Annotated in this window: 21 protein-coding genes; all 21 read left to right on the forward strand. The window is 56.1% G+C overall.

Going from position 1 to position 25,660, the window contains the following annotated elements; translation table 11 throughout:
• The first annotated feature begins 6 nt into the window (after nucleotides 1-6).
• Nucleotides 7-1,359: a hypothetical protein gene (locus tag NZ823_13160; protein ID MCS6806073.1), complete on the forward strand. Its 1,353-nt coding sequence runs from the start codon at nucleotides 7-9 to the stop codon at nucleotides 1,357-1,359.
• A 105-nt stretch (nucleotides 1,360-1,464) separates the two neighbouring features.
• Nucleotides 1,465-2,064 (forward strand): YdcF family protein, encoded by a 600-nt coding sequence (locus NZ823_13165; protein MCS6806074.1) that lies wholly within the window; start codon nucleotides 1,465-1,467, stop codon nucleotides 2,062-2,064.
• 26 nt (nucleotides 2,065-2,090) lie between these two features.
• Nucleotides 2,091-2,666, forward strand: a complete 576-nt coding sequence (locus NZ823_13170; protein ID MCS6806075.1) for a hypothetical protein — start codon at nucleotides 2,091-2,093, stop codon at nucleotides 2,664-2,666.
• A gap of 115 nt (nucleotides 2,667-2,781) precedes the next feature.
• On the forward strand, nucleotides 2,782-4,677 hold the full coding sequence (asnB, locus tag NZ823_13175) for an asparagine synthase (glutamine-hydrolyzing) (protein MCS6806076.1): 1,896 nt from the start codon (nucleotides 2,782-2,784) through the stop codon (nucleotides 4,675-4,677).
• 34 nt (nucleotides 4,678-4,711) lie between these two features.
• Nucleotides 4,712-6,079, forward strand: a complete 1,368-nt coding sequence (locus NZ823_13180) for a glycosyltransferase (protein ID MCS6806077.1) — start codon at nucleotides 4,712-4,714, stop codon at nucleotides 6,077-6,079.
• The gene (locus NZ823_13185) at nucleotides 6,076-7,083 is read left to right on the forward strand and encodes a GDP-mannose 4,6-dehydratase (protein ID MCS6806078.1); all 1,008 of its coding nucleotides are present in this window, start codon (nucleotides 6,076-6,078) and stop codon (nucleotides 7,081-7,083) included. Before NZ823_13180 ends, NZ823_13185 begins: the two co-directional genes overlap by 4 nt.
• Nucleotides 7,084-7,166: 83 nt before the next feature.
• Nucleotides 7,167-8,936, forward strand: a complete 1,770-nt coding sequence (locus NZ823_13190; GenBank protein MCS6806079.1) for a hypothetical protein — start codon at nucleotides 7,167-7,169, stop codon at nucleotides 8,934-8,936.
• A 257-nt stretch (nucleotides 8,937-9,193) separates the two neighbouring features.
• Nucleotides 9,194-9,532: a four helix bundle protein gene (locus NZ823_13195; protein ID MCS6806080.1), complete on the forward strand. Its 339-nt coding sequence runs from the start codon at nucleotides 9,194-9,196 to the stop codon at nucleotides 9,530-9,532.
• A gap of 625 nt (nucleotides 9,533-10,157) precedes the next feature.
• Entirely contained in the window at nucleotides 10,158-11,399 is a 1,242-nt protein-coding gene (locus NZ823_13200) for an O-antigen ligase family protein (protein MCS6806081.1), read from the forward strand.
• A gap of 123 nt (nucleotides 11,400-11,522) precedes the next feature.
• Nucleotides 11,523-13,808 carry a polysaccharide biosynthesis tyrosine autokinase gene (locus NZ823_13205; protein ID MCS6806082.1) on the forward strand — a complete coding sequence of 762 codons (2,286 nt, stop codon included), beginning with the start codon at nucleotides 11,523-11,525 and terminating at the stop codon, nucleotides 13,806-13,808.
• Nucleotides 13,809-14,016: 208 nt separating this feature from the next.
• Nucleotides 14,017-14,880 (forward strand): hypothetical protein, encoded by an 864-nt coding sequence (locus tag NZ823_13210; protein ID MCS6806083.1) that lies wholly within the window; start codon nucleotides 14,017-14,019, stop codon nucleotides 14,878-14,880.
• A 20-nt stretch (nucleotides 14,881-14,900) separates the two neighbouring features.
• Nucleotides 14,901-16,187: a hypothetical protein gene (locus NZ823_13215; GenBank protein MCS6806084.1), complete on the forward strand. Its 1,287-nt coding sequence runs from the start codon at nucleotides 14,901-14,903 to the stop codon at nucleotides 16,185-16,187.
• Nucleotides 16,188-16,282: 95 nt separating this feature from the next.
• On the forward strand, nucleotides 16,283-17,314 hold the full coding sequence (locus NZ823_13220) for an SLBB domain-containing protein (GenBank protein ID MCS6806085.1): 1,032 nt from the start codon (nucleotides 16,283-16,285) through the stop codon (nucleotides 17,312-17,314).
• Between the two features lie 44 nt (nucleotides 17,315-17,358).
• On the forward strand, nucleotides 17,359-18,672 hold the full coding sequence (locus NZ823_13225) for a hypothetical protein (protein MCS6806086.1): 1,314 nt from the start codon (nucleotides 17,359-17,361) through the stop codon (nucleotides 18,670-18,672).
• Nucleotides 18,673-18,735: 63 nt separating this feature from the next.
• Nucleotides 18,736-19,857: a nucleotidyltransferase family protein gene (locus NZ823_13230; GenBank protein ID MCS6806087.1), complete on the forward strand. Its 1,122-nt coding sequence runs from the start codon at nucleotides 18,736-18,738 to the stop codon at nucleotides 19,855-19,857.
• A 66-nt stretch (nucleotides 19,858-19,923) separates the two neighbouring features.
• Nucleotides 19,924-21,066 carry a glycosyltransferase gene (locus tag NZ823_13235; protein MCS6806088.1) on the forward strand — a complete coding sequence of 381 codons (1,143 nt, stop codon included), beginning with the start codon at nucleotides 19,924-19,926 and terminating at the stop codon, nucleotides 21,064-21,066.
• 127 nt (nucleotides 21,067-21,193) lie between these two features.
• Nucleotides 21,194-21,460: a PqqD family protein gene (locus NZ823_13240; GenBank protein MCS6806089.1), complete on the forward strand. Its 267-nt coding sequence runs from the start codon at nucleotides 21,194-21,196 to the stop codon at nucleotides 21,458-21,460.
• 34 nt (nucleotides 21,461-21,494) lie between these two features.
• Nucleotides 21,495-21,992, forward strand: a complete 498-nt coding sequence (locus NZ823_13245) for a lasso peptide biosynthesis B2 protein (GenBank protein ID MCS6806090.1) — start codon at nucleotides 21,495-21,497, stop codon at nucleotides 21,990-21,992.
• Nucleotides 21,989-23,902: an asparagine synthase-related protein gene (locus tag NZ823_13250; protein MCS6806091.1), complete on the forward strand. Its 1,914-nt coding sequence runs from the start codon at nucleotides 21,989-21,991 to the stop codon at nucleotides 23,900-23,902. The genes NZ823_13245 and NZ823_13250 overlap by 4 nt, the downstream gene beginning before the upstream one ends.
• Nucleotides 23,903-24,147: 245 nt before the next feature.
• On the forward strand, nucleotides 24,148-25,212 hold the full coding sequence (locus tag NZ823_13255; GenBank protein MCS6806092.1) for a serine/threonine protein kinase: 1,065 nt from the start codon (nucleotides 24,148-24,150) through the stop codon (nucleotides 25,210-25,212).
• 162 nt (nucleotides 25,213-25,374) lie between these two features.
• On the forward strand, nucleotides 25,375-25,660 hold a 286-nt coding region (locus NZ823_13260; protein MCS6806093.1), incomplete at its 3' end, for a 50S ribosomal protein L11 methyltransferase.

A 25,660-nucleotide genomic window follows, 5' to 3' on the forward strand; every position in this document is an offset into this window, starting at 1 on the left:
ACCATCATGGAAGAGACAAGTCTGTTGGGCGGTTTATTGGTCTTCCTTGGATTGCTGCTGCTGGGCAGTGTGGCATTAGCGGCTCGCCAGCTCAGCTATCAGGCATTCGAGTTTGAGCTGCGGCTGTTTTTCGTGGCCTTTGTTTTGCGCTTTGCCATGTCGCTCATGATTTATCAATTTGGCCTTGTCGAAGTCTTGAAAGATGAAGACGCCAGCGGGTGGTGGCGTGGCCATGACCTGTATCGCGCTTGGACGGCGCAAGGCCTGGGCTTGTTCGATTTGCCGGCGGCGATGGCGCAAGCATTTGATTTTGGAGTCGGGCGCAACAGAGGCTACTTTTATATGCTGGGCGGCTTCTTTTATTTGACCGGCATCGCCACCCGCATGGCGGCGGCGGCGCTCAACGGCTTCTTCGGCGCGCTCACAGTCGTGTTGGTGTATCGCATTGCGCGGTCGCTCGCATCCGACTGGGTCGCCGTGCGTGTCGGCTGGTGGAGTTGTTTCTTCCCTTCGCTGATTATCTGGTCAGCGCAGACGATCAAAGAACCGGTCATTATTTTTCTTCAGACATTGGCCCTTTATGCGTGCGTACAGTTGAAGCGAGAGCACATTTCGCCGACATATATCGGGCTATGTATTGCGGCAGGCGTTTTACTCATTCCGTTTCGTTTTTACGCCGCTTACGTGGTGATTGTGGCCGTCCTCGTTACGCTGCTGTTGCCACGCATCAACGAGGGGAAGCTCACGATTTCAACAGGGTTAATACTGGCTGTGTTGTTGGGCGGTCTGGTCAGTGTAACCGGCATCCTCTCGTTGCAAGAAGCAGAGCTGCAACGGCGCGGCTATGACCTGCGTTATGTCGAAAAATTCCGATATCACGCCTCTGCTGGCAGACTGGGGACAGGCTCCGGTGTCAAGAGCGATTTTGATTTGGAAACGCCCACAGGGTTCGTGATGGGAGCTGCGTTTGGCGGTGTGCATCTGCTGCTTGCTCCGTTTCCGTGGCAATTCGGCGGAGGCAGTGTGCGGATGATGTTGACTGCGCCGGAGATGGTTGTGTGGTGGTGGCTATTTTTTGTCGGCGTCTTGCCAGGGCTATGGTACGTCGTGCGCCATCGGTGGCCTGAGGTCTTGCCGCTGCTGATTTTTGTGGCGGGACTGGGTCTGCTCTGTAGCATTGCCTTCGGCAACATTGGGCTGGCTTATCGGCAACGAGCGCAACTGTTGCCGTGGCTGTTGATTTTCGCCATGGTTGGTTTAGAGCAGCGAGCGCGACGTCGGCTAGCCGCGCAGCAGCAGGCCCTCGCCGGCCGCCAGGTTTTACCCGGGACAGTTTACTCGACGCAACTGAGACGTTGAGGACCCCGACGTTTGCTCATCTGAGAATGTGGCACAGGCATTCCTGCCTGTGCTTCATTTTCATCGTACGAAGCGTGCCATAGCATCGGGTGAGATTCTCTAGAGATGAAGGAGTGGTGGAAAACGCTCTTGTTCGGCAGCGTGGCGCTGATTGGCATTTGGTTCGCGCTGCCGTTGATACTGACGCCGGCGGCTCGGTGGTTAATCCGCGATGATGGGCATGTGCCGGCGGATGTCATCATCGCACTGGGCGGAAGCCAGCGGTGTCAACGCGAACATCGAGCGATGGAACTGTATCAACAGGGCATTGCACGCAAGATTGTGGTCAGCGGCATTCCGATTGTGTGGGGATTGCACACGGGTGAAGCAGCGCGGCAGTACTTGGTGCGTCACGGCGTTCCAGATGACGATATTGTGGTGTTGCCGGATGCATGGAACACACGTCGGGAGGCAATGCAGTTTGGCCAGTTGGCCGCAGAGCAGGGGTGGCGCTCGGCGATCCTGGTCACAGCCGCTTATCACTCGCGCCGCGCCGCCTATACGTTCGAGCGCGATGTGGCCGGCATCACGTTTTACGCAAGTCCACTTCCGGGGCATTTATCCGAGTGGCAGCCGGAACGATGGTGGACACGGCGCAACACTGCGTGGTTGACGATTCGCGAATGGTTGGCCTGGGGGAACACATTGATCAGAGGATTGGAGTGAGTGGAACGCTTCGACGGCGACGAGTCATGTGGCTCACGGCGTGGCTGGCTGTGTTGGTAGGGGCGTTGATGGCTTTACCGGTGATCCTGATTGCGCCGGCAGAAACCGTGTCGGCGGACGTGATTGTTCACCAGTATATGGATGCTGGCTCGGATGCCGATGCTTATGTGGCTCAGCTTTACCACCAATCGGTGGCCAGAAAGATCGTTTGCGTCAGCTCGCAAGTGGGCTGCGATGTCTATCCAGCCGATTACGTAGCGCGGCATCTGGTGACGCTGGGCGTGCGTGAAGAAGATGTGATAACGCTGCGCTTGTCCGGCGCAACGTGTTGGGCCGAGAGCCTTCCTGAGATCATCGAGTATCTCCGCGATCAACGCTGGAGCCGTGTTCTGCTGGTCATGGATCCGATTGGGAGCCGGTTTGACGGGTGGATCGCCCGACGACATTTCGATCGAGCTGGGTTACAGTTAGCAATAACCTATTCGCCTGGCGATCGTCAGGCAAGCGTACAAGGGTGGTGGCGCACACATGCCAAAGCTCAGCGCATGATCGGCAACGCTGTTCGGGTGGCGCTTGATCTGGTCTATCCGCAGTGTCGCTAACTTCTCCGAAGTTTCCTGGTATGGCAACGACCAAGCCGCGCGGTTGCGTTGGCAAACGCTCGCAAGATGGTAGCCAGACCTGAGATGTCTGGACCGCGACATTTTTGAATACGCCATGTGTGGCATTGTCGGAATCGTTTTTGAAACAGGTGAGCCTCACGAGGGTGACATCGCGGCGATGCTGCAGGCGTTGCGGCATCGCGGTCCCGATGATCAGGGCCAGTGGGTCTCGGCTGATCGGCGCGTGCGGCTTGGTCATCAGCGACTGGCTATCATTGATCTGTCCGAGGCAGGGCGACAGCCGCTCAGTAATGAAGACGGCACGGTGTGGATCACCTACAATGGCGAGATTTATAACTTTCAATCGCTGCGGCAGGAGCTGGAAGCGCTCGGCCATCAGTTTCGTAGCCGCACGGACACAGAAGTGATCGTTCATGCCTATGAGCAATGGGGAACGGAGTGCGTCAAGCGATTGCGCGGGATGTTTGCCTTTGGCGTGTGGGACGAGAAGCGGCGTCGCTTGTTTCTGGCGCGTGACCGGGTGGGCAAGAAACCGCTCTTTTACGCGCGTGTGGGTGGACGTTTTTTGTTCGCGTCGGAACTGCAAGGGCTGCTGGCCGATCCGGCTGTGCCTCGTCAAGTAGACCCTCAGGCGCTGGACGCATATCTGTCGCTTGGCTACGTGCCGGCGCCGCAGACGGCCTTTCGCGATATTCAGAAATTGCCGCCGGCGCATTGGCTGACGCTGGAACTGAGCTCGACCGGGCCAACGGTGCGCATCGAGCAGTACTGGCATCTGGAGTATCTTCCCAAGCTCAACCTGACAGAAGAGGAAGCCATCGAGGCGCTGCGTGAAAAACTCACTGAAGCGGTGCGGCTGCGCCTGATCAGCGATGTGCCGGTCGGGGCATTTCTTTCCGGCGGGATTGATTCGAGCATTATCGTGGGCGTGATGGCCAGCCTGCTGGATCAGCCTGTCAAGACGTTCTCGATCGGTTTTGAAGAAGCAGCCTACAACGAGCTGGATCACGCGCGTCGGATTGCCGAGCGCTGGCAGACGGATCACCATGAATTTATCGTTCAGCCCGATGCGCTGGAGATTTTGCCATTGTTGGTGCGCCACTACGGGGAACCGTTTGCCGATTCCTCGGCCATCCCGACGTTCTACGTCTGCAAGCTGACGCGTTCGTCTGTGACCGTTGCGCTCAACGGCGATGGAGGGGATGAAAATTTCGCCGGCTATGAACGTTATTTCGCCAATCAAGCGGCGGAATGGATGCAAGCTGTGCCAGGTAGCGCCATGGTTGGGCGAGCTGTCAATAGGATTTTGCCTGCCGGATTGGCGCCGAAGCATCGCCTGCGGTATCTGAAACGATTCCTCTCAGCAGCCACGCAGCCGATGGCGCGACGCTACGGCTCGTGGGTCGGCTATTTCGATCAGCAGATGAAAGCGCACCTGTACAGTGCCGCCTTTCAGGCCTCGCTCAACGGCCGTCATGGCGCTGATGAATGGCTCGAAGGATTGTTTGAGCAGGCCAGACATCTGACGCCGGTCGAAGCGGCCATGTCGGTAGATGTGCGCTCATATCTACCCTACGATTTGCTGGTCAAGGTGGACATCACGGCGATGGCCAACGGATTGGAGGCGCGCTCGCCGTTCCTCGATCATGAGGTGATGGAGTTGGTCGCGCGATTGCCAGCCGAATTGAAATGGCGGGGAAGAGAATCAAAATACCTACTCAAACGCGCCTTTCGTCAGATGCTGCCGCCAGAGAATGTGAATCGTCGCAAGATGGGTTTTGGCGTGCCGGTCGGCGCCTGGTTTCGCGGCGCGTTGCGTCCCATGTTGGAAGAGGCGTTGCTGTCGGAGCAATCGCGTCGGCGCGGCTATTTTCGTCCTGAAGCTGTGCACCGCATGGTGAGCGAGCATCTGGAGCAACGCGCCGATCATAGTTTTTTGCTATGGAACCTGTTGATGCTGGAGTTGTGGCATCGCGAGTTTATAAAGTGACGGGAGAGCATAGACGGGAGCCGGCGGTCAGAACATGAGGAATCAACTCACCGAGAGCTGCGTGGCGCAGCGTGGGCTTCCAACAACAGGCGATCCGTTACGTGTGCGCGGCTCACACATCCGTGTGATGCGCATTATTGACCGGTTGAACATCGGCGGTCCGGCGAAACACGTCAGTTGGTTGACCGCTGGGTTGAACAATGAACGATTTCAAAGCGTGTTGATCACCGGCATCGTGCCCGACGGCGAAGGCGATATGAGTTATTTTGCCGATGCGCTGGGCGTCAAGCCGATTGTCATTCCCGAAATGAGTCGGGAATTGAGCTGGCGCGACGCGCTCGTGGTGCTCAAGCTGCTGCGTCAGATGTGGAGGATTCGACCTGACATCGTCCATACGCATAAATCGAAAGCCGGCGCGACAGGTCGTTTGGCCGCTTTGCTCTATCGGTGGCTGACGCCATCGGCGCTTTGGTTGCAACCACGTCCTTGTTGGGTCGTGCATACCTATCATGGTCACACCTTCCACAGCTATTTTGGTCCGGCGCGACAATGGGTGTTTCAGATGATTGAGCGGGCGCTGGCTCGGTTCTGCACCGACCGGATCATCGTCATCAGCCAGCAGCAGCGTCGCGAAATCCTTGAGCAATTTCGTATCGGTCAGCCTCGTCAATTTGTCGTCATTCCGTTGGGACTTGATCTTGACGAGCTGTTGCAGCCGCCTTGCGCAACAACCGATCGGCTCCGCCAAGCGCCCGATGAGGTGTTGATCGGGATCGTTGGCCGGCTCTGCGAGGTGAAGAATCATGCGCTGTTTTTGGATGCTGCCGCTCGGTTGTTGGCCGACCAGTCGGTGGCCAATAACAACTTGCGCTTTGTGCTGGTGGGCGATGGACACTTGCGCGACCGACTCCAAGCGCATGCGCAGCGTTTGGGCATCGCTGAGCGGGTGATGTTTGCCGGCTTTCGCCGGGACGCGCTCCGGCTCTATGCCGACTTGGACATCGTTGCGCTGACCTCGTTGAACGAAGGAACGCCCCTGACGCTAATCGAAGCGATGGCCAGTGGGTGCGCCGTGGCTGCTACCGAAGTGGGTGGGGTGATTGATCTGATGGGCGCACGCCAGACAGAGCAGGAGCGTTTCTCGGTGTGGGAGCATGGCGTCACCGCGCGCAGTCAAGATGCTGAAGGGATGGCGCGCGCGTTGCGATTTCTCATCGAGCAACCGGCGATGCGCCGGCAGATGGGCCAACGCGGCCGCGCCTACGTCATGAGCCATTTGACAAAAGAACGATTGCTAAGCGATATGCAAGCATTTTATAGCGAGCTGGTCGGGCTCTCGGCAGAAGCGTTAAGCCAAGCCAGACGGGCGGCTCGATCCACCGTTGGAGGAGAGAACGTATGAGAGTGCTGATTACTGGTGGGGCCGGCTTCATTGGCTCACATCTTGCCGAACGATACCTGGAGCAGGGCGATGAGGTCTATATCATTGATGACCTCTCGACCGGTTCCATTGAAAATATCCGACACCTGAAGTCTCACCCGAATTTCCACTATTATATCGAATCAATCAGCCAGCAGTACCTAACCGCCGAGTTGGTTGATCTGTGTGACGTCATCTTTCATCTGGCTGCGGCCGTCGGCGTGCGGTTGATTGTGGAAAGTCCGGTCAAAACAATTGAGACCAATGTGCGTGGCACGGAGATCGTGCTGACATTAGCCGCCAAAAAACGCAAGCGCGTGCTGATTGCTTCCACGTCAGAAGTCTACGGCAAGCGCGATCACGTGCCCTTTCGTGAAGACGATGATCTGGTGATGGGGCCGACCAGCAAAAGCCGATGGAGCTATGCCTGCTCCAAGGCGATTGATGAATTTCTGGCGCTTGCCTACTGGAAAGAGAAGCGCGTGCCGACGGTGATCGCGCGGCTATTTAATACAGTCGGGCCGCGGCAGACCGGCCGCTACGGCATGGTCATTCCCAATTTCATCGAACAAGCATTGCACGGACGCGACATCACCGTGTTTGGCGACGGTCGGCAAACGCGCTGTTTCACCCATGTGAACGACACGGTGCGCGCGTTGATGGGGTTGATCGAACATCCTGATGCTGTGGGTCAGGTTTACAACGTCGGCAGCGACCGTGAGATTACCATCTTAGAATTGGCTGAGCGCATCAAGGCTCTGACTGGCTCCCCCTCGCGCATTGTGATGATCCCGTATGATCAAGCCTATGAGCAAGGCTTCGAGGATATGCGCCGGCGCGTGCCCGACCTGTCCAAGATACGCGCTCTGATCGGTTACACGCCGACCTTCTCTTTGGATGAGATACTCATCAGCGTCATCGAGTATCAACGAATGCGGATGGCCGAGCGCTCATACATGCACGCCGCTCCGACGGCGCACCAGTAATGAGCGGCTTCTTGCCTCTTGAATGAGCTTTCGCCGATGGGCAATTGTTGATCGGCCATTGCACTTGAGATCGAAGGGACTCTATGGATAAGCAACTGGCGGTCGCGTTTGGATGCACGTTGGTCTTGGGATGGGGCTTGACCTGGAGTGTCCGCGCGCTGGCTCGGCGGTTCAACCTGATTGCAGTTCCCCGCCCGGACCGCTGGCATACGAAACCGACGGCTTTGCTGGGCGGCGTGGCCATCTATGCAGCGTTCATCATCGGCTATCTGCTCTTTGCGCCGCCGTTGCCACAGGTCTCAGCGATTCTCCTGGGAGGGACCTGGTTATTTGTGCTTGGCGTGATTGACGACCTGGTCGGCTTGAAGCCGTATACCAAACTCTCGGTTCAAGTCGTAGTCGCTGCCGTGGCAGTTTATCTAGGATTACGCTTGCCCTGGTTGTGGTGGACAGGGTCTGAGGCGCTCGATGCGTTCATCACGATTTTCTGGTTGGTGGCCATCACCAATGCCGTTAATTTGATAGATAACATGGACGGCCTGGCCGGCGGTTTGACGGTGATTGCCTGCGCCGTGTTGGTGGCCTCGTTCCTGCTGGGCGGACAAACGGCTGAAGCATATCTGCCTGCTCTGCTGGCTGGCGCCGTTCTGGGATTTCTCTTCTTCAATTTTCATCCGGCCTCGATTTTCATGGGCGATTGCGGTTCGATGTTTCTTGGCTTCGTGCTGGGCGGAACAGCGGTGTTGTCACATTATGGGCGCACGCGGAACGTCATATCTGTTTTGCTGACGCCGGTGTTAGTCGCGTTAATTCCGATTTTGGATACCACGCTGGTGACCATCACACGCCGGCTGTCGGGGCGTCCCATTTCGCAAGGCGGGCGCGATCATGCCTCGCACCGATTGGTTGCGCTTGGCATGTCGGAGCGTCGGGCCGTGCTGACGCTTTATGCACTGGGAGCCGTTTCAGGCTTGCTGGTGGTGCTGCTTCGACTGTTGCGCTCGGAAGTTGCATTGTGGCTGATTCCGGCATTCGCCATTGCCATTCTGTTGATCGGATTCTATCTCGGACAAATACGCATCTATGAAGAAGGCGCACAGCCAACCGATCAAACCGTCATTACCAAGTTGGTCGGCTTTGCCCATAAGCGGCGCGTGTTGGAGATTCTGCTGGATGTTGCGCTGGTGACGCTCGCCTATTATGGCGCTTATCTGCTGCGATGGGAAGGAACGATCCCAGATCAGCAATGGGCAATTTTCGTCAGAACGCTGCCATTGGTCATCGGTGTGCATATTCTCTTCTTCTCCGTGTTCGGCATTTATGGTGGGCTATGGCACTTCACCGGCGTTGGTGATCTGATTCAGATCGCTAAATCGGTGGCGGTCGGATCCTCTGTCAATGCAATGGTGATCCTGGCGCTCTACCAGTTTCGTGGACCGTCACGCGCTGTGCTGATTTTAACAGGACTTGTCCTGTTACTGTTGGTGAGCGCCAGCCGGTTGTCATTCCGTTTACTGCCGCGCCTGCTAGGCGTGGAGAGCAGTAAGCTGAACGGTGGAAAACCTGTGCTCATCTACGGCGCCGGCAACAGCGGCGATCTGTTGATCCGCGAAATTCTCAACAATGACGAATATGATTATGCGCCGGTCGGCTTCATCGAAGATGACGCGCGCAAGATCGGTCATTTTATTCACGGACTGAGGATTTTTGATAGCCGCGAGGTGCCAAAATTAGTTCAGAAGTATGACGTGCGCGAGGTCCTGGTCTCAAGCTCAAAAATCCCTGAGGCGCGCCTGGATGAGCTGCGTCGCATGGGGTTGTCGCCAAAACGCCTGCGTATTCAGATTGAGTAGAGAGACCGCCGCCTGCGGGGCGGGAAATCCGAAGCCCCTGCGGGGAAATCCGAAGCACGAAATCCGAAATTCGAAATAAATGCCAATGACCAAACCCTGAAAGATGCGAAGCACGAAGCCGCTACGGGGAGATGCGAAGCACGAAATCCGAAATTCGAAACAGATACCGGTGACCAAACTCCAAAAAATCCTGAGCACGAAGTCCGAAATCCGAAACGAGCCCGAATGACCGAAAAACCAATTCCAAACCCTATGATCTGGAGGAGCGCACTTACGAGTTTGCTCAAAGAGTGCGAGAGTTTGTCAAACGGCTTCCCAAAACATTGAGCAACATCGAGGATGTCAAACAGCTCGTTCGAGCATCTGGTTCGGTTGGGGCCAACTATATTGAAGCCAATGAGGCCTTGAGCAGGAAGGATTTTGTCATGAGGATCAAAATATGTCGGAAGGAGGCGAAAGAGAGCCACTATTGGCTACGGCTGATCAATACCGGTGAAGATGTCGGGCTGGTGGACGAAAGAAACGGGTTGTTACAGGAGGCAAGAGAATTGACAGCTATTTTTGGCGCCATTGTGCAAAAGAGCGCGGGAGATTAAGTTCTGAAGCCTTTCGCATTTTGAATTTTGGAATTTGAACCTGTTTCGGATTTCGAGCTTGGGATTTGGAGTTTCCCTCGAAGAGGGCTTGGGATTTGGAATTTCCCTCGAAGAGGGCTTGGGATTTGGAATTTCCCTCGAAGAGGGCTTTGGATTTTGAATTTGTTTCGGGTTTCGAGTTTCGGATTTGGAATTTCCCTCGAAGAGGGCTTGGGATTTGGAGTTTCCCTCGGAGAGGGCTTGGGATTTGGAATTTCCCTCGAAGGGGGCTTTGGATTTTGAATTTGTTTCGGATTTCGTGCTTGGGATTTGGAATTTCCCTCAAGGAGGGCCTTGGATTTTTTCAACTTTCTGAGAGCGCACTCGTTTGAGCGAGCAACGACCAATGAAAACCTTAAACCCCAGTTCCTCATCTCCGGCGCCCGGTACGCCGTCTGCCGCTGGCGCACCATCTTCTGCTCCCACGCTGGCGAGGCTACTAAATCATCTGATCCTTGGCGGCCTCATCGTGGGGGTGCCGTTGTTGGCCTTGCAAACGTTCAGCGGGCCAGCGACTGTGGCGATAGCAAGCGTGATACTTTCGTTGTGGCTTCTGCACGCGGCCGTCTGTAAAAGAGCAGTGATTGTGTGGACACCCATCCATTGGACGTTGCTTGGATTGCTCGGCGTGGCGTTGGTGCAATGGTTGCCTCTGCCCGTAGAGTTGCATCCGGTTTCGTTTGGATATTCATTTGAAGGCTTACCGGTGCAGTTGGATCGCTGGACGGCGATCAGCCAGGATCGGCACGCAACGGCTGCGGCTGCAGCTGTGTTGGCTGCATTGAGTGTTTTGTTTTTCGTCGCCACGAACCTGCTACAATCGGCTCGGCAGATTCGGCAACTGGTGAAGGGGCTCACGATCATCGGATTTGCCATGGCGTTGGTGGCCGTGTTGGATCGTTTGTCGGACCCAAGTGATCCACTGCTGCGCGGCAGCGGCGCGTTTGGCCTGTATTATTATTCGATGGGCCGACTGGTGGGCTATATGGAGATGATCATGCCTCTGCCGTTGGCGATGATGCTCACAGCAGTGGCGCAGCGGGATGAATGGGCGTGGTATGGACTGGCAGCGATCACACTGGGCGTTGGAATTGTTTTAGCAGATGCGACCGGTGGTGTATTTGTGTTGGTTATTCAACTGGTGGCGCTCGTGCTGTTGCTCAGGAAACGGCATATTCGTTTGACCGAAGCGTCAGCCCGAAAGAGGCACGTCGTGTGGATCGGCGTCGGCGCAACGCTGATCGTCGGGATGATAATCGGCGGTGCTGTCTGGTTTGGCACGCGGTCGGTGCCGAGAGCTATCCTGTCCGATGTGCAGATCAATTTCCCTGAGCTAGACCGGGCGCGGCAAGATGCGTCACAGGCTGATTATTTCTCTCGTTATTATGGGCGGGCAGGCATCTGGAAGGCTTCATTGCCGATGATCGCCGATTATCCCGTGATGGGCGTGGGCCTGGGCAGTTATCCCACTGCCTACACCCGCTATGATCCGGCCTCCGGCTTGTTTCTGGTTAACGCGGCTCACAACGACTATCTACAACTCGTTTGTGAAACCGGACTGATCGGCGCACTCATCCTGATGCTATTTCTCTGGTCTTTGGTGAGGCTCTGTCAGCGGGCAATGAATGATGAGAACCCGTTTGGTTCAGCAGTCGCGGTCGGAGCGACGGTGGGATGCTTAGGGATACTAGCGCACAGTCTGGGCGATTTTCATTTGCAGGCGCCGGGCGCAGGGTTGCTGTTTTTGCTGTTGATCGCCGTGCTGATCGGCGTGTATCGGCTACAAGCTCATGGGGCGAACGCGTCCGGTGATGGGATGCCAAATTGAGTTCAGCGAGCGAACAGAGAGGGGCGATGTGAAAGCTGTCGAGGTTGAACTTCCCTTGACTTTCCTCGCATGGTGGATTAAAACGTAAGCGCTTTTCCTAGGGGGGCGCGTCAGGAGGATGCTGTGAGCGAACATTCAAATCAGGCTGGCGGACTTGCTCCAATCGGGGGAAACGAAATCGCGCGTCTGGGCAATCAGAGCAATATCCCTGCCGGTCAATTCTCGCCGTTAAGTCCATTTTCAGGTCCTGGTGAGCAACGCTTGAGGGACATTTGGTGGCGCTATTGGCGCGTGCTATGGAATCGGCGCTGGTTAATGTTGAGCGTGTTCGCTCTCGTGTTTGCCGGGTTTGCTGTTGAGGCATACCGCACGCCACCGGTTTACACGGCGACCGGAACCATTGCTGTCGAAGCAGTCCAGCAACAGGTGCTTGGCGAGTTTACCCCGACCAATCAAACGCAAGGCATTGTGCAGTTACAAATAGACATTTTGCAAAGCCGAATGCTGGCCAGCCGTGTGATTGACAAATTAAAACTTTGGGAACAACCGGAATTCGCCATTGCGCCGGGCTCGACCCACGAGGAGCGTGAACGGCAGCGGTCCTTGTTGATCAATACGTTTTTGGCTCAACTGAGTGTTGACGCCGAACAGGCGTGGAATCAGGGCGTGATTCGCTTGCATTACCGCTCGACCAATCCCCGCTTGGCCGCTCAAATCCTGAATACCCTGTTTGAGGAATTCATTGCTTATAACCGTGAATCCAATACCGAGGCGTTGGAATTTGCCCAAGAATGGCTGACAGAGCAATTGGCGCAAATCGAAAGCAAGCTGAAAAAATCCAGAGAAGAGCTGCTCAAATTCCAGCAGGGCACTGAGCTGCTCTATATGGGCAGCGACACGGAAGCCAATCCTGTGTTGGAGCAATTCAGTCAAGTCAAACAGCAACTGGCCGAAGCAGAGCTGGCCCGACTCAACGCTGAGATTCTCTACCAACGGGCGCTCAAAGAGGGCGCTGAGGCGTTGCCCTCGTCAGTTAAAGGCGATAGCCTGGCCGCCTTGGAAGACGAGCGCAAGCGAGTCGAAGCAGAACTAGCGCAACTGGGCGCCACATACAAAGACGGCGCGCCGGCCATCCGGCGATTGAAAAGTCGCCTGGCCCTACTGAACGAGCAGATCGAAAAAAATCGCCTGCTCTCGCAAGAAGCGATCCTGGAAAATCTCAGAAACGAATTTGAAATCGCCGACCGGCGGTGGCGCGCGCTACGCGACGCGGTTGAAAAACAACGAGCCGAGATCATTGAACAAAACCGCGCTGCCCTGCAACTGAGTTTGCTCAAACGCGAAGCTGAAGTTGACGAAAAGCTCTTTCAGGTACTCTCGGAGCGGTTGCGTGGAACCGATTTGATGAAATCGCTGACACCCAATACCAACATCCGCATTGTTGATCGAGCCGAAATCCCATTGGCTCCCTCTGGGTCTAACAGCATCATGTTCCTCCGGGGTGGAATCATTGCCTTGGTACTGGCCGTTGGATTAGCCCTGTTGTTGGACTTGCTGGATGACAGCTTGAAGACCGTAGAGGATGTCGAAACAATGTTGAAGTTGCCCAGTTTGGGTTTAATTCCGTTAGCAATCAGTAGTAATGGGCGGTCCCTGCTGCCGCGTAAGTCGCCCAGTGAGGCCAGGCCATTGATCCTGAGAGCTGGCGAAGCAGAGAACCCGGCGTTTGCAGAGGCCTATCGTACATTGCGGACAGGTGTGTTGCTCTCCTCGGCGACGCACCCGCCCCGTACCATTGTCGTTACCAGTCATGAAGCCCAAGCAGGCAAGACAACCACAGCTATCAACGTCGCCTTGGCGATGGCACAGGCGGGCAAGCGCGTGCTGCTGGTGGATGCCGATATGCGCCATCCCAGTTGCGCCAAATCGCTGGGCGTCCATGCGGCTGATGGGTTGAGTACATTGCTGGCTTCGGATGAGAAGCCGGTCACGATCTATCATGACTGTGGCGTCTCGCGCTTAGACTTGTTGCCGGCAGGACCGATACCACCAAATCCCTCCGAGCTGCTTAGTTCGGGCAAAATGCGTGTCCTGCTCGATTCATTCACGGCTAAGTACGATCAAATTATCATTGACACGCCGCCGTTGGGCCTGGTCTCCGATGCGCTGATGCTGGCCGCTATTGTTGACGGTGTGATCATTGTCACCAAGGCCGAACGGAATTCACGGCGCGGGCTGTTGCGGATCAAGGAGTCATTGTATAGCGTGAACGCGAGGATTTTAGGTGTCGTGCTCAACGCCGTGGATACTCGCCGACATCACAACGGCTACTATGGCAGCTATTATTACTACTACCACAGGCGTTCTGCTGGTGAAGAAATAACGGGCGGCGATGATCGAGCTGCTTAGCATGATGCTCGATCATGCTGTCTTCGTGGTTGCTTAATTTGTTCATGTTGGGTTATAGTGGTGGCGCAGTAAAGTAAGGTGGCAAATATTGGGCTTAGGCGATCTTGACTGATACGCGACAACTCATCGCGATCTATCAGGATCAATATGTACATTCAGCAGTTCAGTAAAGTGTAAGGAGGGCTGCAACAGGTTTCAGGAGGACACTATGAAGAGAGAGATGAACACAACCATACTCATTTGGTTAGTGGTAGGCTCGTGTTTGATGGGGGCCGCGTGGGCTGAGTCGCCTCCCAAATTGCAGAAGCAACCGGTTGGCGCTCTTGCCGGTGAGAGCCAGTCGGTGTTGATCAATGGTGTTGCTGCTGAGCGCGGGACGACAGTCTTTAGCGGTAGCGAAATTCGCACGGGAGCAACGGCGGCGGCCGTCCATTTAACCGGCGGCGGTGGCCTTGTCTCTATCGCGCCGGAATCTCTGGTGAAGCTTGTGCGCGAAAAGGACACGATCATTGCTGAAGTCAGTAAAGGCTCTGTGACCATGCGCAGTCCGTTAGCCAGCGTGGTAGTAGCGCCTGACCAGACAGTTCGTTCAGAGCCAAATAACCTGTATACTGTTTCCACGTCCAGCGCCGGCTCAGTGGTAGAAAGCTTTCTCAAGGAAGTGGCCGTAAGGGCTGCCGATGGCGTTGTGAGGACCGTGGCTCCGAAGGCTCCTGTCACGGGTGGGCGGACGACTACGCCGTTGCAGGCTGGCGTTGGCGAGCCGGAACCGATCACGCCGGTTCGCGGCCCGTTTGTTGTGGCAAATTGTACGTTGACAGGCAACACGCTGATCGTATCAGGCGCGGTGGCTTGTAACGGTATCGCGGTTGCCGGTGCGTCGGTCACGGTGCAGGTAACAACAAAAGGGTTACCTCCAGTGATTCTGCGCCAAACGGTAACCGCAGACGAGGCTGGCCGCTTTAGGACGACATTTACAAACGATGCCCTATCAAGAGGCGGCACAGCCCGCATCTCGGCCGTCACCAATATCCCGGCTTGCGGGACGGCTGCTGGTTCGTGCCAGTTCTAGCGTTGAAGGAGGAGACACGTATGAAGACGAGAACATTTGCCCTAGTCGTCGGTTTGTGTTTAGCGCTGTTGCCGCTGCTTGGCCAACCGGCTGATTCAGTCAATACGGTATCGGCGCAAGCCACGGTGACGGAGATCGAACCCAACAACAACAAGGCGCAAGCTCAACTCCTCCGATTGGCTGCTGGAGAAACCGTCGTTGTCGAAGGACGTGTCGGTCCTAATGATGGCGGTTCGCTCGTGAGCGAGTTGCTGCGATTAGAGACGCCGTTTGGCAATCCTCTATTCACGCCGCCAACAGAGATTCTGCCACGCGACCCGATCGAAGATTGGTTTGCCATCGACGTGCGAGGTTCGCTTGAGTATTCGGTTGAACTTCAGTGGCCTGATGGCACGGCGAACTTGAGCAATTGGACCTTGGGTGACATTGCTGCCCAGATTTATTCGGACCAACTGGTCAGCATTCACGTTGCGTCAACGCCAACGGGACGGCCGGAAATTGAGCCGAATCGAATTTACTACACCTATGATGACCGCCGGAGCGAAGTTCAGGGAGGACGACTGACCATTCCTGCGACGTCACGCTATTACGTGACTGTCTCCAATACAGGCACGGGGAGTCAGCAACCGGTCAGTTATCGGCTGGTGCTCACCAGTCCCCGTCGTGGGACGACCCGCACGGTGTTGGATGCTGTGCGTGGGCCGACGGTCGCCAATCCGGTGGTGCCGGCTGACGTCGGCGCAAACCGCATGCGCGTTGTGCAACGACTGACGCCGACTGAATATCCGGCGCGATTGGATGAGGTCGGTCTGGTTCAGTTTGACATCGAAGGACAGCAAGTGCTCAACGAGTCATTGGACCTGATCGTCCTGGTGGACCCACAAGGGACGGGAAACCCGGCCGCCGCCAGGCCAGTCTTGACGCGTCGCGTGCGCATCCAAGCGCTCAACGCGCTCAATAGCTATTCGGTGCGAGATGCCAATATCGTGGTTCAGTCGGGCGACATCTATGCCGGATTTGAAGTTCCCGAAACAGGCCTTGGTTTGCATCTGCCGTTTGATCTGGATAAGGCCGGCTATGGCCGCAGCTTTGTGTCCGTAGATGGCGGCCGGACCTACCGCTACATCAGTTTGATTTCGTTTGACAAGCTGATTCCGTTGGTCGGGAATGCCGTGATCGAAACCGCGTTGACGATCAATCCGCGGCCCGGCAAACACGCCGACGCGCCGGAACCTACGCGGGTGCGAACCAATCTGCCGATCATCCCGGCGCCGGTCAAGAGCGTCTCGCTGGTGGACGTGAACTGAAGCTTCTCAAGGATTCTCTCGGCTGTTGCTGGTCTGTCTTGCGTTGCTTTGCGCAGTGTAAGACAGACCACGACCACTTTGCGAGGTGATTTATCATGCGTGTGTTGAGCGTCGTCTTACTGCTTGTGTTGAACGTGCAGACGCTGAGCTTGGCTCAAGCTACGTCACAGGAAAGCGCCCAACCGGTGACGACACAGACTGCCGAGCAGCCGGTTTATGCGCCGGATGATTACATCATTCGACCGGGTGACGTGGTCAGTGTGCGGGTGTTGCGTGAACCGGATATGAGCGGCGATATGCAAGTGTCGGCCAAGGGCTACATTCGGATTCCGTTTTTGCGCGAGCCGATTCTGGCGGCTGGTCGAACGGCTTGGCAACTGGCTGATGTCATCCGTCAGCAGGTTGAGGAGATTCTCTGGGAGCCGCAGGTTGACGTACAGGTGAAGCACGGGCAGCAGGATGTCGCCTATGTATTGGGCGAAGTCAACCGAGCAGGCCCAGTGCCGGTGCGTGTTGGTACCCGGTTGCTCAATGTCTTGGTGGCTGCCGGTGGACTCTCCAAGAATGCCGGAAACGTCGCTTATATTCTTCGCGACCAAATGCGACCACCTGATGAACAGAAGAGCAACCCAGAGCAAACAGCCGAGCCTGAGGTGAGGCTGACATCAGTGCTGGAAATTGTGGATATACGCGGCCTATTGCGCGGCCATGTGGAGCTGGCTTCGCTGGAGCGATTCAATCGGCCCATTTATCCGGGCGACGTCATCAGCATTCCCGAAGCCGACCGCGTGTTTGTGGGCGGCAATGTGCATACACCGGGGGCCTTCGAGCTGCGCGGCGCCTTAACACTGACGCAGGCGCTGATGCTGGCCGGCGGCCCAAAACCCGATTCGCGGAAGAAGGAAATCCGATTAGTGCGTCCTGGACCTGACGGGGCGAGCGTTTCCGAGCAACTGGTCAACTTGGACGCTATCGAAAAGGACGCCAGCAAAGACATTCGTCTACAAGCCAATGACATTGTCTTTGTGCCTGTCTCCCGCGCCAAGACGGTTGTCTCAACCATGTTGAGCGCATTTCTTTTGCAGTCAGTTGTGGGCGTGCCGGTCTATCTGATTTTCCGCCGATGAGTCGGTGCGGTGGCTAACAGCCGGTTTCGATGATGTGGGTCAACGTGCAATCTATTAAGCTGACGCCGCGATGGAAGCGGTGGTGCGCCGTGCTGCTGTTGAGCTGTGCGCTGGGTTACGTGCTGCTGCATGTCTCAGCCGAAGTGCGCGGCGCTCGGCTGACCTATGTCGAGGGTGATCCGGAACGGCTCAAGGCTGCATTAGCCGTTTATCCCGTTCAAGCCGATGTGCACAGGCGGCTCGGTGCTGTGTATTTGTCTGATCCGTGGCGGTTCGATCCAGCGCAAGCCGTCTCTCACTACGAAATGGCCGTTCGCCTTGAACCATTCACGTGGAGCGCCTGGTTGAATCTGGGCTACGGCTACGAGCAGCAAGGCGATGCAGAGCGCGCTGAACGCGCCTATTTGACTGGCGTGGAGCTAGCGCCGCGCTACTTTTATCCGCGCTGGTTGTATGGGAATTTCCTGCTTCGGCACGGGGCGATAGAGCGCTCGTTCGATCAATTGCAATACGCCGCCGACATCCGTCCCTGGGCCGTCGGCAGTATATGCTCGATGATTTGGCAGATCACAGGCGGCCAACCTGACGCGGTCGTGCAGTTCAGTAGCCGGCTCAAGTCCGGTCAAGCGCGGGCATCCGTTTGCCAATACCTGCTGACGCAGCAAGCGTATCAGCCAGCCGTGGCCGTGTGGTCTGCGATTGAGGAGACAGACCCGGCGCGAATGACGGCCAGTCGCTGGTTGCTGAGCACACTTCGCGGAGCTGGCCAGTGGTCGCTGGCGCGTCAGGTCTGGGAGGAGGTTGTGCGCAAGCAGGTCGGTGGAAAAGCCGATGCTTCATCAGCGGAGTGGGCCTTGTGGGATGGCGGCTTCGAGCACGAGACCTCTCTGGGCGCATTTGAGTGGAGCCTCACGAGCACCCAAGACGTCAGTGTGGTGCGTGATCAATCCGAGCGGTTTGAAGGAAGCCGCTCGCTGCGGCTCGAATTCCTCCGCCATCAAAAGGTGAATTTCAATGGCGTGTCTCAAGACCTGTGGGTGAAGCCATCAACGCAGTACCGGCTCCAGTTCTACTATCGCACGGAAAAACTGCCGGAGGTGAACGGCCTGCTCATCGCGCTCAGTGATGCGCAAGAGCCGACGCGATTCAACATGGAATCAGCGCCGCTCGGTAATCCACAGCAGTGGACCAATCAACATATTCAGTTCACAACGCCGGCAGGGACACAGGTTCTCCGGTTACACATTCTGCGCCGACCGGTTCAGCAGCTTTATGACTTCATCAGGGGCAAGGTCTGGTTCGATGCGTTCCGTTTGGAAGAAGTGAAATACGAGAACAAGGACAAGGGAAATGACTGACGCGGAGAATGCAAGCCTGACGTCAGGCGCCGCTGCTCAGTCTCTTCGAGGAAGGTGGGCACGATGTCATTGCAGCCGCATGAGCGGTTAATCCTGCTATGCGCCAGGACGCGCCTGGACGATGCGCTACGAGAGCGCATTTGCGCCGCCGTCGAGCAGCCTCTCTGCTGGCCGACGTTTGTGGCGCAAGCTAAGGAGCAAGAGCTCACGCCGCTCATGTATCTGAATCTCAAGCGGGCAGCCGCTGCGCTTGTGCCGCCTGAGACGTTGTCTCACCTGCGAGCACTGACGCAGCGCACTCTGATTCGCAACGCCCTTTTGTCAGAAGAGCTTTTTGCGCTCATCAAGCTGTTCAAGCGCGAAGGTATTGCATTCATCCCGCTGAAAGGCATTTTGTTGGCTGAGGCTGTTTACGGGGATATGAGCTTGCGTCCGATCCGTGATCTGGACGTGATGGTGCGCTCCGAAGACCTGCCTCGCGTCACTTCGCTGTTAGCGCAGCAGGGATTCTCTTGTCGTAGCGCTGACCCAGAGAAAGAGAGCCGCTCTCCCACCAAGCATGATCTGGCTTTCACCAAATCTCGAAGCGCAGTGAAAGTCTTACTGGAGCTGCATTGGAAACTCAAAGATCGCGTTTATCGGTTACCCGAAGAGATGATCTGGAACCATCGCGTTGCCTATGCTTGGCGCGGTGAGACGGTGATGATTCTATCGCCTGAGATGACACTGCTCCATCTGGTGCATCACCTCAATGCCAATGCTTACTCGTTGAAGGTCCTGGTGGATGTTGCTGAGACGCTGCGTGCATATCAGGAGGAGCTGGACTGGGATCAACTGGAAGCGCTGGCCGCGCGCTGCGGCATGATGAGGAATCTGGTGGTAGCCTTGGAGTGCGCCAACGCAGTGTTGGGTGCGCCCGTGCCGATAAAGGCGCGACAAATGGCTCCAGCCCTCGTCCGAGAACGAAGATGGTTGTGCGCGTTGGTGCGAGACCCACGCTGGTATTTCAGCCGCCGCGCTCAATTGATCCAGCGTCATGGAAATGTGCGTAACTTGTTTTCTGCGTTGTTTGTTGATGGGACGCCATCACAGCTATGGCAGGCCGTTCGCAGTGTTGGCAGAGACATTTCGTTGACCGGTTTGGTTCGGTCGGGCTTGAGAATGTTGGCGCCGCCATCAACGTAAGCATTGATCACGTATCGTCAGACTATGTGGATAGCATCAAGACATCGGCAACCCATCAAGCTCTGCGTGATAAGCGCGAGTCGCTACCTGGGCGGCTTTGAAAAAACGATCTATCAACTGTGTCAGCGGCTGGATGCAGAGCAATTTGATCTGTCAGTTTGTTTGCTGAACCGCGAAGGGCCGTTTGTCGAGTTGATGCGCCGGGAGTTTACTGATCGGGTTTATCTTTTTGATCTGAATTGGCCGTTGAAGCCGAGCGTGTTGCTAAGACTGATGCGGCACTTGCGGCAAACCGACCCGGACATCATTCATGCGTTTGGGTTCAAGGCCGATGCGGTGAGTCGTTGGGTGCGCGGGTCGCGGTCCAAGCCGGCGCTGATTTCCGCTGTGGCTAACCCAGCCCTGCCTCATGCGACGTGGCGGCGCTGGCTCAATCTAGCAACTGGTCAGCGCGTTGATGTCTACTGGGCAGACTGTCAAGCCCGCGCCCAGCATGGTGTTCGGCAGTTGGCCGTGCCAGCGGACAAAGTCAAAGTCATTCCGACCGGCATTGAACACGAGTCCAATGGCGCATGCAATACTGGCGGAGCGACCGTCAGAGCCCAGTTAGGCATCGAAGCCGAGACGCCGATCATCGCCTCGGTCGGCAATCTCCGCTTCATTAAGGGGCATCATCTGGTAATCGAGATGGCGTCCGTGGTGCTTCAGAAGTTTCCTCGCGCCGTATTTCTATTCATCGGCGCTGATATGAGTCGGGGCGCGCTGCCGGCGCTAGCCGCGCAGAGTGGATGCGGCGATCATTTTCGTTTCATAGGATTTTGCCACGATCCATGGCCTTACATTCAGGCGGCTGATGTGATCGTTTCGCCATCTTTGTCGGATGAGCTGCCGCAAGCTTTACTCGAATCTATGCTCGCCGGCAAGCCGATCGTTGCTTCCATGGTCGGCGGTATCACTGAAGTCGTTGAGCATGGCGTGAACGGCTTGCTGGTGCCAGCCGGTGACAGTCAGTCGTTGGCGCACGCTGTGATGCAATTGCTCGAAAATCCCAAACAGAGGCAGCGGCTTGGTCGCCAGGCCAGCCAGACGGTGCAACGTCGGTTTACTGTAGACCGAATGATTGCTGAGTTTGAAATGCTCTACGCTCATCTGGCCATGGCCGACGTTGTTCCAGCTCCAGCGGTGGTCAGTCAGGGAAGCGGCGTATGATTGAGAACGTTCGTTTGAGCGGAGGCTATGACGAAATGGATGTTGAAAATGGCCAAGGGCTGTTCTTGTCGGCCTGCCAGTGGGTCGTGTTTTAACGAGGCTATTTGGATGTGGAGGTAGATGGAAAATGAAAGTGATCGTTCCAGAGGGTGTACTAGCGCGTGAGCTACAGGGTGAATCTGTCCTCTTAAATCTGAACACGGAGTCTTATTTCGGACTGGATGAGGTGGGAACCGATATGTGGCGCGCGTTGACCACGTCCGAATCGGTCGAAGCGGCATATCAGATGCTGTTGACGCAATACGACGTGGAACCAGAGCGATTACGGCAAGACCTGAATGAATTGATCGAAAAGCTGGTGGAGCAAGGGTTGATTGAAATCCGCGATGCGTAATTCTGGGCAAATTCCTAGAGGTTGTGATGCTGTGATGAAGAGCTTGAACAAATTCCTACAGTTGTCTTGGCTCGAACGTTGGTTGTTCGTGCAGGCGTTGTTGCTGCTGCCGTTGACGGTCATGGCGTTGCGCATCGTAGGTTTCGCTCGCTGGCAGGCGGTGTTAGCACGGTTCGCGCCGCTGTGTGAGCTTTTGACTCCTGATTCAGACAAATTGGATGAGCTTCCGACTAGCGATGCAGGCAGCGTGATTCACCGGATACGGCGCACCGCCTGGATCATGCGTGCGGCGCGGCGGCGAGTGCCTTTGAATGTGACCTGTCTGCCGCAATCGCTGACGCTGTGGTGGTTGCTGCGTCGGCAGGGCATTGCCAGTGCGCTGCGCATCGGTGTGCGCAAAGAGGGCGGGTTGCTAGAAGCGCATGCCTGGGTGGAATGTGGAGGCATTATCGTTAATGGTGGAAGCGATGCGCACCGGCGGTTTGCTGCGTTCGAGTCGGCCATCGCGCCACGTGAGGTGATCTCTCTATGAGCGGCATTGTTGGTATTGTCATGTTGGACGGTGCGCCGGTTGATCGTCAGTTACTGCGGCGCATGACTGAGTTCATGACGTACCGCGGGCCTGATGCGCAAGCCGTTTGGAGTGACGGGCATGTCGGTTTTGGCCATACGCTGCTGCGCACAACGTTTGAGTCGGAATACGAACAGCAACCGTGCAGTCTGGATGGCCAGGTGTGGATCACTGCCGATGCACGGGTGGATGGCCGCGCTGATCTGATTCAAGCGCTAGCAGCTCATGGTCGAGATGTTCGTCACACAGCCACCGATGTGGAATTGATCTTGCACGCCTACCACGTGTGGGGCGAAGCGTGTGTCAACCATTTGCTCGGCGATTTCGCCTTCGCCATTTGGGACGGACACCGACGGCGATTATTCTGTGCCCGCGACCATTTTGGCTTGAAGCCGTTTTACTATGCCCATCTGCCCAATTGCTTGGTGTTCAGCAATACCCTCAATTGTGTCAGATTGCACCCCGATGTATCAGACCGGTTGAACGATCTGGCCATTGCTGATTTTCTTATGTTTGGTGGAAATCAAGATTTGGAGACCACCTCATTTGCCGATATTCGGCGGTTGCCGCCGGCTCACGTTTTAACGTGGTCAGACGGCCAGCTTCGCCAGGTTCGCTACTGGTCATTACCGACTGACGGTTCTATCCGTTATAAGCGCGCCGATGATTATGTCGCTCATTTTGGCGAATTGCTTCGCGCAGCGGTTGCCGATCGGTTGCGAACCACTCACGTTGGCATTTGGATGAGCGGGGGTCTTGATTCAACCTCGGTCGCGGCCATGGCCAAGGAAATTTTATCTGAGCAGTCCGCCCCATTTGATCTGCGCGCCTATACGGTTTTCCTCGATTGGTCGCTTCCTGATGGGGACCGCGACTACGCCAGAATTATGGCTGATAGTCTCGGCATTCCGATCCACTTTGTGATATTGAACGACTACAAGCCGTATGACCGTTGGGACGACCCAGCGGTGCAGCGGCCTGAACCGAACTATAACCTGTTTGAGGCTATGTTCGTAGACGAATACAACCAGGTGGCCCCGCATGCCCGGGTCGTACTAGGAGGCGATGGTGGCGATGCGCTGCTGGCCCGGACTCGCTCGTATTTTGTTGATCTTGTCAAAAAGCTACGGTGGGGCCGGCTGCTGGCTGATGTCAGTCGTTATGTCTGGTCATACAGAAAACTGCCGCCGCTTGGGTTCAGGTCAGCACTCAAACGATTCCTGGCAGTAGCGCCACCTCCTGATCATCCCCCGTTTCCTGAGTGGTTGAACCCATCGCTGGCCGAGCAGTTGAACCTTCGAGCGCGGTGGGAACAAGTCAATCGAGGGCCAGACGTGCGGCATCCAACGCATCCTGATGCTGCCCGTTATTTGCTCTACCCAACGTGGGTGAATGATTTTGAATCGTATGATCCCGGTGTTCACGGTTTTCCTCTGGAAACTCGGCTGCCTTATTTTGACGTTCGCTTGGTCAATTATGTTTTGGCGATTCCGCCCGTGCCGTGGTGCATTGATAAAGCGTTGCTTCGTCTCCTCGGAAAGGGACGATTACCCGAATGTGTACGCCTTCGTCCCAAGACGCCTTTGGCCAGCGACCCAACCATAGCACTACTTCAACGTGAGGATATGCAATGGCTCAATCACTTTGAGGATGTTCCTGAACTGTCGAAGTATGTGGATTTGAGTAAACTGCCTATCGTTGCTGGACCGTGCGGGGTTGATCACGTTCATTATAGCCTCAACCTACGGCCACGCACGCTGAACTATTGGTTACAGCAGGTCCATTCAACAAAGGCTCAATTTCAACAAATTCAAAACGGGAGGACACATGATGCAAGCACAAGAGAAGCTTACGAAAAAGTCCTACGGTAGTCCGAAACTGTTAACCTATGGTACATTCGGTCAACTTACAAAAGGCACACCCGCCGGAGCGAACAAGGATGGTGGCATGATGCCAAACAACAAAACAGACTAGAGAGGGAGTCTGGGTCGCAACACCTGATAGTTGATGGGTGGCAGTAGGGCGGCTCTTTAGGGCGCGACGGTCGCGCGCTGGGCAGGCCTCCTACAAACCCATCAGCTTGTAATCGTGGTACCCAGTCTGTCTGAATCAACGCATGAAACAAGGCAAAATGTCTCACGACCAAGCTGAGCAAAGTTTCCAGCAGATATCTCCGTCGCCCGCTGTGAGTGGGAGAGCCCGCTACCGGAGCTTGGTTTATGGGCTTCATGTGGAGTCCAATTTACCCATTCCAGGAGCGCTGCAAGATTGGAGCGATGCCGCTGTTGACACGTGGGTATGGTTAAGCGCCGAACCCCCTTGGCCGGTTGAGCCAATAGATTCGCCGCAGCAGGTCTACCATGTCACCCCGTATCGTGATGAAGCAGGCGAACCGGTGTTGGTCGTACGACGGTATCTGCAAACCGATGACTTTCGCTTCAGCTATAGCGATGGCACGGAGTTTATCATCAGTCGAGATGGCACGAGGATTTGGGCAACCTGGCCTGAAACTTCAACGCTGGAGGATACGGCCGTCTATCTACTTGGCGGCGTGTTTGCTTTCGCGTTGAACCTGCGCGGGGTTCCGCCGCTACATGGGAGCGCGGTCTCGGTTAACGGTCGTGCCGTTGCATTTCTTGGGCCGGCGGAGGCCGGAAAATCAACGCTTGCGGCAGCCATGGCTGAGCGCGGCTTCCCGGTGCTGACCGACGATGTTGTGGTTTTGGTTGACACGGCCGACGGCTTGTTGGTGCAACCCGGCTATCCTCGCGTGCGGCTCTGGTCGGACTCGGTCAAGGCGCTCTATGGCCGAGAAGATGCTTTGCCGCCACTGACACCGACGTGGGACAAGCGTTTTCTTGACCTGACCAAGAATGGCCATCGGTTTCAACCGCATCCGTTGCCGCTGGCGGCCATTTACGTGCTGGTGCCACGCCGACGAGAGTCAACGGGACCTCGGATTGAACCACTTCGAGGCCACGTTGGCCTGAGCACATTAGTGGCTGCCACTTATGTCGCTTATGACCAAAACAAGGCGAAACGGGCGCGACAGTTCGATGTGTTGAGTCGGTTATTGAATCACGTGCCAGTGCGGCAAATCACCGGCTATCGAGACATCAACCGCATCCCAACCTTGTGTCAAGTGATCCTTGACGATCTGCGAAGCCGCGGCGAGACCTGAAGGTGGTTACGAGAGTAGCCCTCACTGTTCGCCCGTGTGCATCGCCCTGATCAGTGCCGGCAGGATGATCTGAACGTCACGAGCAGAGAGCTTACTGCCTGCCGGGCCGCTGAATGTTCCTCGACGATTTATGCATGTGAATACCCTGGATGGCAGACATCTATGTATAGCATTGCTGCATACGGGACAATGATTGCCGACAAGGGACGGATGGAGCCCTACTGCGAGGCGCTGCGCCGGGCCGTCAACCCGGGCAGTGTTGTGGTTGACATCGGCACAGGCACAGGCATCTTTGCGTTTCTAGCCTGCCAGATGGGCGCGCGGAAGGTCTACGCCATTGAGCCTGACGACGCGATCCAGGTAGCTCGCGAGCTGGCCGTTGCCAATGGCTATGCCGACCGGATTCAGTTCATTCAGAAACGCTCCACAGAGGTTGAATTGCCGGAAC

Source organism: Blastocatellia bacterium (assembly GCA_025054955.1).
GTDB lineage: Bacteria > Acidobacteriota > Blastocatellia > HR10 > J050 > JANWZE01.

Coding starts and splice junctions, on each gene's coding strand:
- NZ823_13160 (MCS6806073.1), top strand. CDS start 7: ATGGAAGAGACAAGTCTGTTGGGCGGTTTATTGGTCTTCCTTGGATTG.
- NZ823_13215 (MCS6806084.1), top strand. CDS start 14,901: ATGAAGACGAGAACATTTGCCCTAGTCGTCGGTTTGTGTTTAGCGCTG.
- NZ823_13240 (MCS6806089.1), top strand. CDS start 21,194: ATGAAAGTGATCGTTCCAGAGGGTGTACTAGCGCGTGAGCTACAGGGT.
- NZ823_13255 (MCS6806092.1), top strand. CDS start 24,148: ATGAAACAAGGCAAAATGTCTCACGACCAAGCTGAGCAAAGTTTCCAG.
- NZ823_13250 (MCS6806091.1), top strand. CDS start 21,989: ATGAGCGGCATTGTTGGTATTGTCATGTTGGACGGTGCGCCGGTTGAT.
- NZ823_13185 (MCS6806078.1), top strand. CDS start 6,076: ATGAGAGTGCTGATTACTGGTGGGGCCGGCTTCATTGGCTCACATCTT.
- NZ823_13180 (MCS6806077.1), top strand. CDS start 4,712: ATGAGGAATCAACTCACCGAGAGCTGCGTGGCGCAGCGTGGGCTTCCA.
- asnB (MCS6806076.1), top strand. CDS start 2,782: ATGTGTGGCATTGTCGGAATCGTTTTTGAAACAGGTGAGCCTCACGAG.
- NZ823_13220 (MCS6806085.1), top strand. CDS start 16,283: ATGCGTGTGTTGAGCGTCGTCTTACTGCTTGTGTTGAACGTGCAGACG.
- NZ823_13190 (MCS6806079.1), top strand. CDS start 7,167: ATGGATAAGCAACTGGCGGTCGCGTTTGGATGCACGTTGGTCTTGGGA.
- NZ823_13210 (MCS6806083.1), top strand. CDS start 14,017: ATGAAGAGAGAGATGAACACAACCATACTCATTTGGTTAGTGGTAGGC.
- NZ823_13245 (MCS6806090.1), top strand. CDS start 21,495: ATGAAGAGCTTGAACAAATTCCTACAGTTGTCTTGGCTCGAACGTTGG.
- NZ823_13230 (MCS6806087.1), top strand. CDS start 18,736: ATGTCATTGCAGCCGCATGAGCGGTTAATCCTGCTATGCGCCAGGACG.
- NZ823_13170 (MCS6806075.1), top strand. CDS start 2,091: ATGTGGCTCACGGCGTGGCTGGCTGTGTTGGTAGGGGCGTTGATGGCT.
- NZ823_13165 (MCS6806074.1), top strand. CDS start 1,465: ATGAAGGAGTGGTGGAAAACGCTCTTGTTCGGCAGCGTGGCGCTGATT.